At 61.9% G+C, this 15,360-nt stretch carries 13 protein-coding genes and 1 tRNA gene; 1 reads left to right on the top strand and 13 read right to left on the bottom strand.

What is annotated here, in order from left to right:
• Positions 1–58 precede the first annotated feature (58 nt).
• From BM234_RS13340 to BM234_RS13295, 10 genes are all read right to left on the bottom strand, one after another.
• The gene (locus BM234_RS13340) at positions 59–628 is read right to left on the bottom strand and encodes a sarcosine oxidase subunit gamma (protein ID WP_245752647.1); all 570 of its coding nucleotides are present in this window, start codon (positions 626–628) and stop codon (positions 59–61) included.
• Complete coding sequence (locus BM234_RS13335; protein ID WP_092065789.1) at positions 621–3,554, bottom strand: sarcosine oxidase subunit alpha family protein; 2,934 nt, start codon at positions 3,552–3,554, stop codon at positions 621–623. Before BM234_RS13335 ends, BM234_RS13340 begins: the two co-directional genes overlap by 8 nt.
• A complete protein-coding gene (locus BM234_RS13330; protein WP_092065787.1) occupies positions 3,551–3,841 on the bottom strand; it encodes a sarcosine oxidase subunit delta in 291 nt (96 codons plus the stop codon). Before BM234_RS13330 ends, BM234_RS13335 begins: the two co-directional genes overlap by 4 nt.
• A 10-nt stretch (positions 3,842–3,851) precedes the next feature.
• Positions 3,852–5,102 carry a sarcosine oxidase subunit beta family protein gene (locus BM234_RS13325; RefSeq protein ID WP_092065785.1) on the bottom strand — a complete coding sequence of 417 codons (1,251 nt, stop codon included), beginning with the start codon at positions 5,100–5,102 and terminating at the stop codon, positions 3,852–3,854.
• Between the two features lie 16 nt (positions 5,103–5,118).
• Positions 5,119–6,438, bottom strand: a complete 1,320-nt coding sequence (gene glnT, locus BM234_RS13320) for a type III glutamate--ammonia ligase (RefSeq protein ID WP_092065783.1) — start codon at positions 6,436–6,438, stop codon at positions 5,119–5,121.
• A 53-nt stretch (positions 6,439–6,491) separates the two neighbouring features.
• Positions 6,492–7,817, bottom strand: a complete 1,326-nt coding sequence (locus tag BM234_RS13315; protein ID WP_092065781.1) for an FMN-binding glutamate synthase family protein — start codon at positions 7,815–7,817, stop codon at positions 6,492–6,494.
• A gap of 10 nt (positions 7,818–7,827) precedes the next feature.
• The gene (locus BM234_RS13310; RefSeq protein WP_092065779.1) at positions 7,828–8,514 is read right to left on the bottom strand and encodes a GltB/FmdC/FwdC-like GXGXG domain-containing protein; all 687 of its coding nucleotides are present in this window, start codon (positions 8,512–8,514) and stop codon (positions 7,828–7,830) included.
• Between the two features lie 3 nt (positions 8,515–8,517).
• A complete protein-coding gene (locus tag BM234_RS13305) occupies positions 8,518–9,408 on the bottom strand; it encodes a class II glutamine amidotransferase (protein ID WP_092065777.1) in 891 nt (296 codons plus the stop codon).
• A gap of 181 nt (positions 9,409–9,589) precedes the next feature.
• Entirely contained in the window at positions 9,590–10,252 is a 663-nt protein-coding gene (locus BM234_RS13300; RefSeq protein WP_092065775.1) for a helix-turn-helix domain-containing protein, read from the bottom strand.
• Between the two features lie 121 nt (positions 10,253–10,373).
• Positions 10,374–11,663, bottom strand: coding sequence for a PQQ-dependent sugar dehydrogenase (locus tag BM234_RS13295; RefSeq protein ID WP_092065773.1), 1,290 nt, complete (start codon positions 11,661–11,663; stop codon positions 10,374–10,376).
• Positions 11,664–11,811: 148 nt separating this feature from the next.
• On the opposite strand from BM234_RS13295, the gene BM234_RS13290 reads away from it, so the two are divergent.
• Positions 11,812–12,459: a DUF998 domain-containing protein gene (locus BM234_RS13290; protein WP_245752645.1), complete on the top strand. Its 648-nt coding sequence runs from the start codon at positions 11,812–11,814 to the stop codon at positions 12,457–12,459.
• 639 nt (positions 12,460–13,098) lie between these two features.
• On the opposite strand, the gene BM234_RS13285 is transcribed toward BM234_RS13290, so the two are convergent.
• From BM234_RS13285 to leuB, 3 genes are all read right to left on the bottom strand, one after another.
• Positions 13,099–13,175: transfer RNA gene (locus tag BM234_RS13285), tRNA-Pro, on the bottom strand.
• Between the two features lie 46 nt (positions 13,176–13,221).
• Positions 13,222–14,175 carry a DMT family transporter gene (locus BM234_RS13280; RefSeq protein WP_092065769.1) on the bottom strand — a complete coding sequence of 318 codons (954 nt, stop codon included), beginning with the start codon at positions 14,173–14,175 and terminating at the stop codon, positions 13,222–13,224.
• A gap of 61 nt (positions 14,176–14,236) precedes the next feature.
• Positions 14,237–15,343, bottom strand: coding sequence for a 3-isopropylmalate dehydrogenase (leuB, locus tag BM234_RS13275; RefSeq protein WP_092065767.1), 1,107 nt, complete (start codon positions 15,341–15,343; stop codon positions 14,237–14,239).
• Positions 15,344–15,360: the final 17 nt, after the last annotated feature.

Here is a 15,360-nt window from a genome sequence, read left to right as displayed (position 1 = left end):
GCCCGGCGGACCGGTCCCGGTCCAGACCTCATGGCCCGAAGTGAGGTGCGCCGGGCGATCATGAGTACCGTACCGCTGCCAATTGCGCCGCCGCTGTTTCCAAGGCGTTCCAGAGGCTGGCCCCTGCTGACCGCATCCCCAACACCGTCAACTCCGCCGCGTTCCGCCGCAGGACATAGACTGATTGATGCGCCAACCCCGTGCGCACCACTCTCCCCGGTCCCAGCGTTGCCGGATCGAGGTCTACCAGCTTTTCCAGCAGGGCAGTAATAGGGCCCTCGCCGTCGCTGGAGCGAATTTCAATAACGGCCCACGCATCCGTCTGCTCGGTCACCGACGTGCCCGGCGCTTCAACCTTCACCGCACCGGCAAAATCCTCCTCGGCGCGGCCCGGCGCGAGTAGCATCCACTGATTTTGGGCCGTCCATAAAGCCAAGCCATGCTCTGCTTCCGTGAACTCGGCCGTTCCGGGTAGGGGCACCCCAAAAGGCGTCGGCGGCGGGCAATTTCGGCGCAATGCCACGGAGGCAATCCCGAAGCCGGGATTTTCCGCAAGGTGGATCGCGCCAGCGTCAAAGGCGCGCGGCGCATCCCCCCCAAGGGCAAGGCTCGGGATCAGATCAGTCACGCACGCGTCCTCCATCGGGGTCAATGAAATGGGGGCTGACGACGCGGAGGCGCGTGCTTTGCCCTTCGAGTGGATTGGCGGCGGTGATCACCTCACCCATCCGGCGCGCCCCGTCTTCCAGAAATCCAAGCCCGATTCCGACGCCCAAATGTGGCGAATGACAGGCCGAACTGATCCAGCCCTCATCCATCTCCGTTCGCTCTTCGGCCCCGTCGGAAAGCAGATGTGCCCCGGCGGTGACTTTTGCGCCCGCGTCCATGGCCTGCAACCCAACGAGGGTGCGGCGATCCGCGCAAAGTCCCTCTCTGCGGGACAGAACCGCACCGATACTGTCCTTCTTGTTGGAAACCATCCGCCCCATCCCGAGCATCTGAGCCGTCGTCTGACCGTTCAACTCATTACCAGCAGCGTGACCTTTTTCAATACGCAACACCGACAGCGCCTCAGTACCATAGGGCGTCGCGCCAAGATCCTCACCGAGCGTGACAAGCCTGTCCATCAGCGCCCCACCATATCGTGCGGGGACGGCAAGCTCATAGGCCAATTCACCAGAGAAGGAGATGCGGAAGAGCCGGGCGCGCAGTCCTCCGCAGACGGTCAATTCGCGGCAGGACATGAAGGGACAGGCATCATTGCTGATGTCCACACCATCCACCACCCGTTCAAGCAGGCGCCGCGCATGCGGGCCGGCGACGGAAAGCTGCGCCCATGCATCGGTCGTCGATATGAGCTGGACATCCAGATCCGGCCACAGACATTGCCGCGCGAATTCCATATGCCGATAGACCGGCCCCGCCTGTGACGTCGTGGTCGTGACCACCAGATGATCCTCGGCCAGCCGGGCGCAAGTCCCGTCGTCCATGGCGATCCCGTCCTCACGCAGCATCAGGCCATAACGCACCATACCGACCTTGAGCGTCTTGAACCCATTGCAATAGAGCCGGTTGACGAATTCGAGCGCATCCGCCCCCTGCACATCCACCTTTCCCAACGTGGTGACATCGCAAATCCCGACACCCGCTCGGGTGGCGAGCACTTCGCGATCAACACTGTCACGCCAGTGCGTTTCGCCGGGGCGGGGGAAATACTGTGCCCGCATCCACGGGCCGACTTCGGTGAAGGGCGCCCCCCGGGCCTTGGCCCATTCGTGGGTCGGGGTCAGCCGGAGCGGCCGGAATTCCGCGCCCGTATCCCCCCCACCCAGCACGCCCAGTGAAACCGGCGTATAGGGCGGGCGAAAGATCGTCGTGCCCGTCTCAGGGATGGAACGGCCCGTAAGCTCGGCCATGATGGCAAGCGCGGTCACATTGGACGTCTTGCCCTGATCCGTCGCCATGCCAAGCGTGGTCCAGCGCTTCAGATGCTCAACGGGGCGCATGTTTTCCTGATGCGCGAGGGCAATGTCCTTTACCGTCACATCATTCTGGAAATCGACCCATGCCCGAGCGGTGCCCGGAACATACCAGAAAGCCGATTGTTTGATCGGGGTGTCTTCGGCCTCCGGCAACTCCGGCATCGCGGCGTCCACACCCAGATCGGCAAGCACCGCCTGCGCGGCCCTCGCCCCGGAGCTGAGCGCGCCGCCGGTGCTCCCTTCCCCATTCGCTGCCCCCGCGGGAACAAGGCCGCGCGGTCCGCCCTCTCCCGGCAGAAAGGCCAGTTTCTCCTCAGACCACACAGGACGGCCCCGATGATGGGAGGCGAGCTGAAGATTGGGGTTCCACCCCCCCGATACGCCCAGTGCGCCGCAAGTGAGCGTCTGGGTCCGTCCCTCCTGCGTGATCTCCACCGAGTTCAGGCCAAGCCGCCCCTTGCTTCCGGTCACGACCGCGCCGGGAAACACCGGGTAGTCGCCCAAGGGTTGCGCATCCGCGCGGGTGTCGATGACACCGGCGATCTCCACGCCCTTCGCGGCCAGATCGCTCGCGGTCCGGTGGCCATCGTCATTGTTGGTGAAGATTGCCACGCGCCCCGCGGGGCAGGCCGCCCAACGGTTCGCATAGGCCCGCAACGCGCCCGCCAGCATGATGCCGGGTCGGTCGTTGTTCGCAAAGGGAATATGCCGCTCGGTCGCGCCGGTCGCCATGATCGTGCGGCGGGCGGTGATACGCCAAAGCGTCTGGCGCACGCCGTTGCTTGCATCAGGCGCATGATCCCCCACACGCTCTACCGCGCCATAGATACCGTGATCATAAGCCCCGAAAACCGTGGTGCGGCGCATGATGCGCAGATTGGGCAGGCTGCTGAGTTCCGCCTCTCTTCCCGCAAGCCAGTCGGTGGCGGGGGCATCGCCCAGCGTGTGGCTTTCGGAAAGCAAACGCCCACCGAGGCGAAAATCCTCATCGGCGAGGATGACACGTTTGCCCGTCCGCGCAGCGGTCAGCGCCGCCACAAGGCCCGCCGCCCCCGCTCCGATGACCAATAGATCGCAATGCAGAAACCCCTTGTCGTAGCTGTCCGGATCAGGCTCCATCGACAGACGCCCAAGGCCCGCCGCGCGCCGGATCGCAGGCTCATAGAGTTTCTCCCAGAACGCTTTCGGCCACATGAAGGTCTTGTAGTAGAACCCTGCAGCGAAGAGCGGCGAGACGAAATCGTTGACCCCAAGCGCATCGAACTTCAACGAGGGCCAACGGTTCTGGCTCATGGCGTCGAGCCCGTCATAAAGCTCCGTCACCGTGGCCTTGGTATTCGGCTCCCGGCGGGCCCCACTGCGCAACTCTACAAGGGCGCTCGGTTCCTCTGAGCCGGCTGTCAGCACGCCGCGTGGCCGGTGATACTTGAAGCTTCGCCCCATGAGCCGCACGCCGTTGGCCAGCAAAGCGGAGGCAAGCGTGTCCCCCGGATGCCCGACATAGCGCCTGCCATCGAAGGTGAAGGAGAGGGTGCGGGAGCGATCGATCAACCCGCCATCAAGCCTGCTCATGTGCCGTCCCCCGTCCGCGACAACACGGCATCGCGTGCCAGCACCGCGCCGAGAATCTCATGCGTGGTGGTGTCCCGCGTCACCAGAAGGATCGCCCGGTCCCCCTGCTCGTGAAACCAAAGCTCCTCGTGGACCCCGGCCCGGTTGTCGCGCAGGTAGAGGTACTCAAAGAACGCCTCTGCCGCGCCCGGCGCCATGCCATCGGGCCGGTCGAGCAGCTTTGCATCCCCGAGATAGGTGAACTCCTGCGCATCACGGGGCCCGAGAAGGGGGTGGGGGATCAGCATCGCTTTGGCCTCAATGCAAATGGGGCGCAGCGCCTGCGCCCTTTTCGTCGATCATGTACCCCCGCTCAAACCGGTCCAGCCGGAAAGCACGGGCCGTGGGATGCGGGCTGTCATTGGCGAGAAGATGTGCAAAGGCATACCCGCTGGCCGGGGTTGCCTTGAACCCGCCATAGCACCACCCTCCGTTCAGATAGAGGCCTTCGATAGGAGTGCGGTCAATGATCGGAGAGCCGTCCATGCTCATATCGACCACCCCGCCCCAGGCGCGCAAAAGCCGCGCCCGCCCGAGCATGGGCATCAATGCCATGCCGCCCTCGACGACGTCCTCCATGACAGGCAGATTTCCCCGCTGCGCATAGGAGGCGTACCCCTCTATGTCGCCGCCAAAAACTAGTCCGCCCTTGTCGGACTGGCTGATATAGAAGTGCCCCGCGCCGAAGGTGATGACGCCGGGGATCACGGGCTTCAGCCCTTCGGTGACGAAGGCTTGCAGCGCGTGGCTCTCGATCGGCATACGAAGGCCGGCCATCCCCATGACACGGCTGGTATTACCCGCGACCGCGACGCCGACCTTGCCCGCGCTGATATAGCCCCGCGATGTTTCCACCCCGCGAACGCGGCCCTTCTCAATGAAGAACCCGGTGACCTCGCAATTCTGGATCAGGTCCACCCCGGCCATGTCCGCGCCCCGCGCGTATCCCCACGCGACACCATCGTGGCGCGCGGTGCCCCCGCGCCGTTGCAAAAGCCCGCCCTTGATCGGAAAGCGGGCGTTGTCGAAATTGAGGAAAGGCGCCATCTTGCGGACCGCCGAGACATCCAGCAGTTCGGCATCCGCACCCGACATGCGCATGGCATTGCCGCGCCGCCGAAATGCATCTCGCTGCGCATCGGAGTGGCACAGGTTGAGAACGCCCCGCTGGCTCACCATCGCGTTGAAGTTCAACTCCTGCTCCAACCCTTCCCACAGCTTCATCGAGAACTCGTAGAATGGCTGATTTCCGGGCAGCAGATAGTTGGAACGGATGATCGTCGTGTTTCGCCCCACATTGCCGGACCCGAGCCATCCCTTCTCCAGCACCGAGATGCGCGCCTGCCGAAAGGTACGGGCAAGATAATAGGCCGTCGCAAGCCCATGGCCGCCCCCGCCAATGATCACATAGTCATAGGCGGGTTTGGGATCCGGATTGCGCCAAAGCGGCGCCCAGCCCTTGTGACCGGTCAGGGCCTCGGCAAGAACGCGCAAACCTGAAAAACGCATGGCGGGGTCCTATGGATCAAATATCGAGCGTGGTTTCACGCTCCCAAGCGGAGAAGTGCGCGACGAAGGAGTTCCACTCCTGAAGCTTCATCTTCATGTAGGAGCCTGAAAACTCTTCCCCCAGTATGGCCTTCAACTCCGCATCCGCATCGAACTGCCGAATAGCATCCAGCATATTGAGAGGCAGCTTCGGGGCATCCGTCACGAGATGACCTTCGGCATACATATCGATGTCATGACGCGGCCCGGGGTCGGCCTTTGATCGGATTCCAGAAAGACCCGCCGCAATGATCACGGCCTGAAGCAGGTAGGGGTTTACCGCCCCGTCCGGCAGGCGCAATTCGAAACGCCCCGGTCCGGGAACGCGTACCATGTGTGTCCGGTTGTTCCCCGTCCAAGTGACCGTATTGGGCGCCCAGGTGGCCCCCGATGTGGTGCGCGGCGCGTTGATGCGCTTGTAGCTGTTGACGGTTGGATTGGTTATGGCGGCAAGCGCCTCGGCGTGTTTCATGATCCCGCCGAGGAACTGCGCGCCTTGCTCCGAAAGGCCCAACTCCGCCGTGGGACCGGTGCCCTTGTCCGTGGCGAACACGTTGGTTTCCCCGCTCTGATCCCAGACCGAGATATGGGCATGACAGCCGTTTCCGGTGAGGCCTTCGACCGGCTTGGGCATGAATGTCGCGCGAAGCCCGTGCTTCTCGGCGACGGATTTGACCATGAATTTGAAAAAGCTGTGCCGGTCTGCGGTGACCAGCGCGTCGGCGAATTCCCAATTCATTTCGAACTGGCCATTCGCGTCCTCGTGGTCGTTCTGATAGGGGCCCCAGCCAAGCTCGAGCATGTAGTCACAGACCTCGGCAATCACGTCATAGCGCCGCATCACGGCCTGCTGATCATAGCAGGGCTTCTCCGCCGTATCCGCCGGGTCGGAAATCCGGTCACCTTCGGGGGTCAGCAAGAAAAACTCCGCCTCGACACCAGTCATGACCCTCAGGCCCATCTCCGCTGCGTCATCCACCAGCCGCCGCAGCACGTTGCGTGGTGCCTGAGCCACATCCTCCCCCTCCATGATTGGATTGGCGGCAACCCAAGCCACGTCCTTCTTCCACGGCAGTTGGATCACCGTTGCGGGATCGGGCACGGCCAGCATGTCGGGATGAGCCGGGGTCATGTCGAGCCACGTGGCGAAGCCTGCAAATCCTGCGCCGTCTTCGACCATGCCCTCAATCGCTTGGGCGGGGACGAGTTTCGCCCGCTGCCCCCCGAAAAGGTCGGTGAAGGAGATCATGAAGTATTTGACGCCCTTCTCCCGGGCAAATGCGGCCAGATCTGTCATGTCATCAATCCCTTTTGTTCGTTCTTGGCTCCGGCGGCACGGTCATCGGCAGATCAGAAACCAGATTGCCCGGGGATCCATGACGTGCCCGCCAGCGGCACGCCGGCCATCGCCGCCGCTTCTATCGTCAGGGCGCAAAGGTCCTCCGGTTCGAGGTTATGCACGTGGCTCTTGCCGCAGGCCCGGGCCAAGGTCTGACATTCGAGCGTCAGCACGTTGAGATAGTTGCGCAGCCTCCGCCCTGCTTCGATGGGGTCGAGCCGCGCCATGAGGTCGGGGTCCTGCGTAGTTATGCCCGCAGGATCGCGCCCTTCGTGCCAATCATCATAAGCGCCGGTGGTCGTGCCAAGCTTTTGATACTCGGCTTCCCATTTGGGATCGTTGTCGCCAAGCGCGACGAGCGCGGCCGTCCCGATCGCCACAGCATCCGCCCCAAGCGCCAGAGCCTTGGCGACATCCGCACCCGTGCGAATACCCCCCGATACAACGAGTTGGACCTCCCGGTGCATTCCCAGATCCTGCAGGGCCTTCACCGCCGGGCGGATACACGCGAGCGTCGGCTGACCCACATTTTCGATGAAAACATCCTGTGTTGCGGCCGTTCCGCCCTGCATTCCATCCAGCACGACGACATCGGCACCGGCCTTCACCGCAAGCGCGGTATCGTAATAGGGCCGGGCGCCGCCGATCTTGATATAAATCGGCTTTTCCCAGTTGGTGATTTCACGAAGCTCGAGGATCTTGATCTCCAGATCGTCCGGCCCGGTCCAATCGGGATGCCGACACGCAGAGCGCTGGTCGATCCCGACAGGAAGGTCGCGCATTCCAGCGACCCGTTCGGTGATCTTTTGACCCAGAAGCATCCCGCCGCCGCCGGGCTTCGCACCCTGTCCCACCACCACTTCGATCGCATCCGCGCGGCGCAGATCGTCCGGGTTCATGCCATAACGGCTCGGCAAGTACTGATAGACCAGCTTCTCCGAATGGCCGCGCTCCTCTTCCGTCATTCCCCCGTCCCCTGTGGTGGTCGAGGTTCCGGCCATAGTGGCCCCGCGCCCCAAGGCTTCCTTGGCGTGGCCCGAAAGCGCACCGAAGGACATCCCGGCGATGGTGACGGGGATCTTCAACTCGATCGGCTTTTTGGCAAAGCGCGTCCCGAGTGTCACTGACGTATCGCATTTCTCGCGATACCCTTCGAGCGGGTAGCGGCTCATCGAGGCACCCAAAAAAAGCAGGTCGTCGAAATGCGGGACCCGGCGCTTCGCCCCGCCGCCGCGAATGTCATAGATGCCGGTGGCCGCCGCGCGCCGTATCTCCGAGTTGACGTCGTTCGAGAATGTCCACGACTGGCGCGGCTCGGTCTGGGGTGTCTTGGCCATGTCGCGCTCCTCAGTATTCGTCTGCGTGATCGATGTTGAAATGATAGAGCTTGCGGGCGGAGCCATAGCGGCGGAACTCTTCGGGGCTGGCATCCGCTCCGGCTCGCTCCAGCAGCTCGGCGAGCATCTTCAGATGCTCAGGGCGCATTTCCTTTTCGATGCAGTCGGCCCCAAGGCTCTTGACCTTTCCGCGCACAAAGAGCCGCGCCTCATAAAGGCTGTCCCCAAGCGCGTCGCCCGCATCGCCGAGCACGACTAGGTTGCCCTTTTGCGCCATGAAGGCGGACATGTGGCCGATGTTTCCATGCACCACGATGTCGATCCCCTTCATCGAGATCCCGCAGCGGGAGGAGGCATTGCCCTTGATATTAAGCAGCCCCCCGTGTCCCGTGGCCCCCGCATATTGCGAGGCATCGCCCGCAATCGTCACGATGCCCGACATCATGTTTTCCGCAACGCCCGGCCCGGCCGAACCGTCGACGGTGACACGCGCCTCCTTGTTCATGCCGGCGCAATAATAGCCGGTGGAGCCTTTGATCGTCACATCGAGCGCGCCATCCAGACCGCAGGCCATGGCATGACTTCCGCGAGGATTTTCGATTAGATATGCGTCGTTGCTGTGGGTCTTGGCAGCCGATTGGAGGGCTGTGTTGACCTCACGCAAATCGAGCTTTGCCATATCGAGCGTTACGGCCATGGATCAGCGCTCCCAGAAATAGACGGTGGCGGGCTCGGGCTCCCAAACTCGGGCAGCTTCGATCCCGGGTAGATCGGCGAAGGCGCGGTATTCCGACGCGAAAGCGACATATTCATCGGTTTCAGCCATCACCGCAGGCTTGCAGGCGATCGGGTCGCGGACCACGCCGAACCCGTCTCGCGTTCCGGCCACGAAAGTGAAAAATCCGTCGAGGTCCTTGAGCGTCCCTTCCAAGGCTTCCCCAAGGCTTGCACCTTCGGCAACGCGCCACGAGATGTACGCCGCCCCCACTTCGGTATCGTTTTCCGAACGGGTCCGGACCCCCTTGCGCTCCAACACCCTGCGCATGCGGTTGTGGTTCGAGAGGGAGCCGTTGTGGACGAGGCACTGATCGTCGGCGGTGGAAAACGGATGCGCCCCCAATGTCGTGACAGCAGACTCCGTTGCCATCCGGGTGTGACCGATCCCGTGGCTTCCGCCCATATCGCGCAAGCCGAAACGGTCTGCCACGTCGCGCGGCAGACCCACTTCTTTGTAAATTTCCATGGTCTCGCCAGACCCCATGACACGCAGCCCCCGCGCCTCCATCACCGCGGTCGCCCGCGCGCTTTGTTCTGCGGGAACCGTGACGATCGCATGGGTACTGATGGTGCGCACAGCCACCTGCGCGCCAAGCGCGTCCGAAAGCGCGTCCGCGAGCCCGGCGAAGGAGGCGTCCGGCGTGTCGGATTGCACCGTGATCTTCACCGCGCCCGGCACCGCCTCACCGTAGATTGCGATGCCCGCGCTATCGGGGCCGCGATCCGTCATGGTGATGAGCATATCGGTCAGCATGTCGCCAAGCTGAGGGCGCATGGCATCCTTCTTCAGGAACAGCCCAACAATGCCACACATCGCTTTCCCCTTGTTTCAGCTACCTCGCACTGAAACTTTCCTAATGGGAAAACTTATTGCCTCTCAATGAATATTTTATCGTCTGCGCCAGATTGTGGGCGGAGGCGTCGGATTCTCGCCATCGCCGCCCTATTTCTCGGCAAACTTCAGGCATCTGCACAGATTTCGATCAGATCAGGGCTCAACTTTCCTGCGGGTAGGTGATGATCGAGAGGTAGCGTATGGGGAGCGAGACAAGAGTCTCGGGACCGTGCGGCGCGTCGGCATCGAACAGAAGGCTGTCCCCCGGTTCCATCAGGTAAATTTGCTCGCCATGACGATATTCGACTACCCCTTCGAGGAAATAGAGGAACTCGATGCCTTCGTGCTGGAAGGTAGGAAACCGATCGCTCTCTGTTGTCAGCACGATCAGATAGGGCTCTACCACAACCCCAGACCTGTTGGAGCCGATGTGACCAAGCAGGTGGTACTGATGCCCGGCGCGTGTACCTTCCCGCTCGATCTCAACACCGTCCCCTGCTTTGACATGCATCGCGCCGCGTCGCTCTTCATACCCCTGAAAGAGCTGTAGGAACGGCACGCTGAGCGCATCGGCCAGCGTCTGGAGCGTGTTGAGCGATGGTGAAATCACGCCGTTCTCGATTTTCGACAGCATCCCCGCCGAGAGCCCTGTCTTGGCGGCGAGGTCCCCTCCGGTCATCCTCTGCCGCTTGCGCAATTCTCGGACCTGTCGCCCGATCGCGACTTCAAGGTTCTTTTCCCTTCCCTCGCGCAGGGCGTGTGGATCCTGCGTGAGCTTGGTCCCCGAGGCGGCTGTGATCTTATCGGCTCCGGTTTTCTTCATGCGGGGGCGTATCCTGGCAACTTAACAGACGCATCGCTGCGCTCAGGATGAACGCCGCAACCGCGAGGTTGGACCGGGGCCTACCGAAATCTTGGCCGCGATACGAAAATTCGCCTGTCGATCAGGCTCCGGTCACCCGCCATATGACATCGCCGACATCATCGGCCATGAGCAAGGATTTTCCATCCGGGCCGATCGCCACGCCCACGGGCCGGCCATAAGCGAGCTTTTCGTCCTCGGACAGGAATCCGCTCAGGATATCGCGGGGCGGGCCGCTCGGGGCCCCGTTCGCAAAAGGCACGAAGATCAACTTGTACCCGCTGAGCTTTGACCGGTTCCACGAACCATGCTGGCCGATGACCATTCCGTCGCCAAAACCGGGCAACGTCCCCTCAGGCATCCAGCAAAGACCCAGCGAGGCTGTATGACCGCCCAGAGCATAATCAGGCTTTATGGCGCGCGCGACAAGTTCGGGATCTTGCGGGACGCGATCGTCGACCGTATCGCCCCAATAGCAATAGGGCCAACCGTAAAAACCGCCGTCCACGACCGTGGTCAGGTAGTCAGGCGGAGTTTCGTCGCCAAGGCCATCGCGCTCATTCACCACCGTCCAAAGCGCCCCGGTGGAGGGCTCCCATGCCGTACCGACCGCGTTGCGCAATCCCGATGCGAAGATCCGTGCCGTTTCGGCTTCGACGTCAAGCTCCCAAATCGCCGCGCGCCCTTCCTCGACCTCCATGCCCTGATCACCGATATTCGACAGCGAGCCTACGCCGGCGTAAATCTTGGTGCCGTCGGGCGAGGTGATCAGGCTGCGGGTCCAATGCCCGCCCGGCTTGAAATCCACCAGCTTTCGACCCGGACCCGTCAGCGACGTGTCGCCGGACTTGTAGTCGAAAACAACAATGCCATCGGTGTTGCCGAGGTAAAACTTCTCTCCGATGAGCGCCATTCCGAACGGCTGATTCTGCCCTTCCACAAACACTTCGCGCATCTCGGCCGCGCCATCTCCGTCGGCATCCCGCCAGAGCGTCACCCGGTTGGCGCTGATGCCGATGGCCTTGACCCGGCGCATCGTAGCCTGAGCCGCGTGATCCATGAGTGTCCTCGGCGCACTGGGTTGTTCCTTGGATTCCGCCACGAGCACGTCACCATTCGGCAGCACTTCGATCCAGCGCGGATGATCAAGCCCGGAGGCAAAGGCATTTACCTTGAGCCCCGGTGCGCAGGTCGGCACATGCCCATGGGCCCAACCATGCGCGACAGGCATTTTCAGCGTCATGATACCCTGCGATTTCGCTTCGGGTATCTCGGGCGCCGAACCCATCGCCTGATGCTTCGGCGATCCCATTCGGCGCATGAGCGCCACTGTTCCGCCGACCAGAGCCGTTGCCTTCGCCATGAATTCCATTGATCCGCCTCACGCTTTCGTTTGCGGGCAATCTAGCGGCGATTGGGCGGGGGTTACAGCAACTTTCCCGCGCGTGTCGTTGCCTATCGGCGGCGAATGCCTCTACCTTCCGCCATCTGCAAATGGCTCTCACGACTGGAACAACGATTTGCTATCATACCTGCGCAGGATGCGACCATACGCGCTCATCGTCTTGCCGGTTCTCAGCGGTGTGTGGTTGGCGGGCGGCGTTACACTCATCGGGGCCCTGACCGCCAACTATTCCCACGTCAGCCAATTCATGAGCGCGCTTGGCGCAGAGGACGCGCCCTACAAGGACTGGACGAACTACGGCGTATTCATTCCGACCGAACTTTTGCTTCTGGCATTTATCGCAGAACTCAAGGGGTACCTCTCTGCGCCAAGACGCGCCCTGATGTCTCTCCTGCTACTGTCGAGCTATGCCATTCTGCTTTTAGCCGCGGCGTTTCTGCCATGTGATGCGGGATGCAGGTGGGACGGTGCCAACAGCGCCCCCAGCCTCTCTCACGTGGCTCATATGACAATTGCGACCATCGCCTATCCAATTGCCATACTTGGCGTATTGCTCCTCAGTTTCGCCGTTTGGCAGAGCAGGACATTGCGGTCGATCAGTTTGGCGACGGCTCTGGTCGGGGCCTGCTTTTATGCTGCGATTGCCCTTTGGCCGGACGCCCAAGGCCTTTTTCAGCGCGCCCTGGAGGCTTGGATTTATGCGCAGATGATCCTGATCGGCCGTTACGTATTTGCAAAGCCCGATGCTCCGAACGCAGGCTGAGCATTCATCCTTACCGCGGCTCACTGTGGTGAAGCTTGGCCCGGTTCCAACCTCGCGAATTCCCTTTGCCGGTATTGGCCTGTTGTCCTTGAGACTGATAGTGGCAAGCCCCAGCAATCCCAGCATCCGCCCTTTGCACTTCGTGGCGCGGGCGAACAATCCCGAGGTCTAGGGCGGAACGTCCATTTCGAGAAGACAGAAATCGATATTGGATACAGGCGTTTAGCGAAGTTTCTGGCATCCAATAATGTTTCAGCATCCATTCGGGCACTGCGGATAGAAGTGTAGTGCCGAACTATGTGCATGACGTCAGCCCTCACGTGGGTTGAGGTTTGGCACCCGTGCTCACCAAGGAAAACCCGCCTGTTGTGGCCTTCATGAAAGGTATCGCGGCACCTGTCAAAGCGGCGACTGCAGCGTCTGGAACCCCGTGTCAATTTGAGGTTGTGCCGTTTCCGGGCAATGGGCGGCAAGGCGAGTTCCGTTCAGCCATGACCGCGATCATGTCGAAGCTTCTGAACCAATAGCCAAAGGGGTCAGATTCGACCCAAATCGACCTGCGTCTACCCACGCCGGCTTGCTATGTGCCTACCGTAGCAGCTGGCACATCTGCCGAAGTCTTATAATTCTTGAGAACATTGGTCGGAGTGAGAGGATTCGAACCTCCGGCCCCTGCCTCCCGAAGACAGTGCTCTACCAGGCTGAGCTACACTCCGACCGTGGCGCGCGGAATAGCCGAGGCCCCAATCTTTGACAAGAGCCTTATTTCCGCGACTGCCGCTTGTCGTAGAGCCGGGCCAGTCGCGGCGTCGTGGGGACTTCGAAGCGCAGACGGGTTCGCAGGACCGGCTTGTTTTCCGATTGGCCCCCGCGGCTTTCGCGCAAGACGATATAAAGGCCGCTGGCGATAATGATCGTGGCACCGATCACGGTATTACGCGCCACGCCCTCGTCAAAGAAAACGCTGCCATACAGCGTTGCCCAAAGGATCTGGCTGTACTGCATCGGGGCGACAATCGCCGCCTCGCCGTTGCGATAGGCCGCGATGATGAGCCGGGAGGCCAGCAGACCAAAGAGCGCGATTGTCCCGATAAGGCCAAGCTCAACGATCGTCATCGGGCGATAGACAACCGGCAATAGAGCCCCCATCACCAGACAGTTCGCCATCATCGGATAGAGTAAAAGGACGACCCCACGCTCTTCTCCGCCAACCTTCCGAACGATGACGGACGCAAGCGCGCTGCTCACAGCGGCCGAGAGCGCCGCGAGATGACCAAGGGTGAAGGTTTCGGCAGAGGGTTGCAGGACCACGAACACGCCCACGAGCCCGACGAGGATGGCGATGCCCCGGCGCAGGTGGACAGTCTCCCCCAGTATCGGAATCGCCAGAAGGGTGATCAGCAACGGCGCGGCAAAGATGATCGCATAGACCTGCGCCATCGGAAGGTTCGAGAAGGCGTAGAAGGCCGAAATCCCCGTGAGCACCGCAGCGCAGGTCCGCAGGGCCATCCACCATGGATGAACGGGCCGGAGCGTGCCCTGCGTCGCGTCCCGCATCAGCACGATGGTCAACAGGGGAAACCCGAGCAGGACACTGAAAAAGATGATCTGCACGGAATTGAACGTACCACCCAGCAGTTTGACGATCACGTCATGGGTGGAGAAAATCGCAAACGCGAGCAGGGCCTGAAGGCTTCCCTTGGTATTGCCGCCCATCGCGCGCCTCCGTCATCTTGTTTCCAAAGCGATGACAAAAAGCGCGCGTAGGCTCAAGACCTCAAAGGCTGCTATCCAGCGCCTCCAGCACCAAATCGCCCATAACTGTCGTCGAAACGGGCGTCTTGCCCTCTTCTCCAAGCAGATCCGCCGTGCGCGCCCCGTCGGCGAGGACCTTCTCCACAGCGGCTTCAAGGCGCTCGGCTTCGTCGCCCTGATCGAAGGAATAGCGCAGCGCCATGGCAAAGCTCAGGATGCACGCGATCGGATTGGCCTTGCCCTGACCGGCGATGTCGGGGGCGGAGCCGTGGACCGGCTCATAGAGTGCCTTCGGGCGGCCGTTCGCCATGGGCGCACCGATGGAGGCAGAGGGCAGCATCCCGAGAGAACCAGTAAGCATGGCCGCCGCATCGGACAGAAGATCGCCAAAAAGGTTGTCCGTGACGATGACATCGAACTGCTTGGGCCAGCGGCAAAGCTGCATCGCGCCCGCGTCGGCATACATGTGCGAGAGTTCCACGTCGGGGTAATCCTCGTCGTGCACCTTCTGGACGACTTCACGCCACAGGATACCCGATTCCATGACGTTGGCCTTTTCCATGGAGCAGACCCTGTTGCTCCGACGGCGGGCAAGCTCGAAGGCCGACCGGGCGACGCGCTCGATCTCGCTCTCGGTATAGCGCTGCGTGTTGATACCGACGCGCTCATTGCCTTCCTGAAAAATCCCGCGCGGCTCGCCGAAATAGATCCCGGAGGTCAACTCACGGACGATGACGATATCAAGGCCGGCAACCACGTCTCTCTTCAGCGAGGAGAAATCCGCAAGAGCGTCAAAACACTGCGCCGGGCGGAGGTTGGCATAGAGATCCATTTCCTTGCGCAGGCGCAACAGGCCCCGCTCTGGCTTTACCGAGAAATCCAGATCGTCGTACTTCGGGCCGCCAACAGCGCCGAGCAAAACCGCATCAGCGGCCTGCGCCCGCTCCATCGTCTCGTCGGTCAACGGCGTTCCATGCACGTCATAGGCCGCACCGCCCACGAGGTCTTCGCTCACGTCGAAGGCGAGACCGCGCTTGTCACCGAACCAGTCGATGATGCGGCGCACCTGAGACATGACTTCGGGGCCGATCCCGTCGCCGGGAAGGATGAGGAGCGAAGGGGTAGTCATGGCGGTTCAGTCCTGTC

This window comes from Poseidonocella pacifica, assembly GCF_900111875.1.
GTDB classification, from domain to species: Bacteria; Pseudomonadota; Alphaproteobacteria; order Rhodobacterales; family Rhodobacteraceae; genus Poseidonocella; species Poseidonocella pacifica.
This window is presented reverse-complemented; position numbering and strand designations above follow the sequence as displayed.

Excerpts from the sequence above, each read along its gene's own strand:
- BM234_RS13315 (WP_092065781.1), bottom strand. The coding sequence starts at position 7,817 with ATGGCCAAGACACCCCAGACCGAGCCGCGCCAGTCGTGGACATTCTCG.
- BM234_RS13330 (WP_092065787.1), bottom strand. The coding sequence starts at position 3,841 with ATGCTGATCCCCCACCCCCTTCTCGGGCCCCGTGATGCGCAGGAGTTC.
- BM234_RS13300 (WP_092065775.1), bottom strand. The coding sequence starts at position 10,252 with ATGAAGAAAACCGGAGCCGATAAGATCACAGCCGCCTCGGGGACCAAG.
- BM234_RS13335 (WP_092065789.1), bottom strand. The coding sequence starts at position 3,554 with ATGAGCAGGCTTGATGGCGGGTTGATCGATCGCTCCCGCACCCTCTCC.
- BM234_RS13280 (WP_092065769.1), bottom strand. The coding sequence starts at position 14,175 with ATGGGCGGCAATACCAAGGGAAGCCTTCAGGCCCTGCTCGCGTTTGCG.
- BM234_RS13310 (WP_092065779.1), bottom strand. The coding sequence starts at position 8,514 with ATGGCCGTAACGCTCGATATGGCAAAGCTCGATTTGCGTGAGGTCAAC.
- leuB (WP_092065767.1), bottom strand. The coding sequence starts at position 15,343 with ATGACTACCCCTTCGCTCCTCATCCTTCCCGGCGACGGGATCGGCCCC.
- BM234_RS13325 (WP_092065785.1), bottom strand. The coding sequence starts at position 5,102 with ATGCGTTTTTCAGGTTTGCGCGTTCTTGCCGAGGCCCTGACCGGTCAC.
- BM234_RS13305 (WP_092065777.1), bottom strand. The coding sequence starts at position 9,408 with ATGTGTGGCATTGTTGGGCTGTTCCTGAAGAAGGATGCCATGCGCCCT.
- glnT (WP_092065783.1), bottom strand. The coding sequence starts at position 6,438 with ATGACAGATCTGGCCGCATTTGCCCGGGAGAAGGGCGTCAAATACTTC.
- BM234_RS13295 (WP_092065773.1), bottom strand. The coding sequence starts at position 11,663 with ATGGAATTCATGGCGAAGGCAACGGCTCTGGTCGGCGGAACAGTGGCG.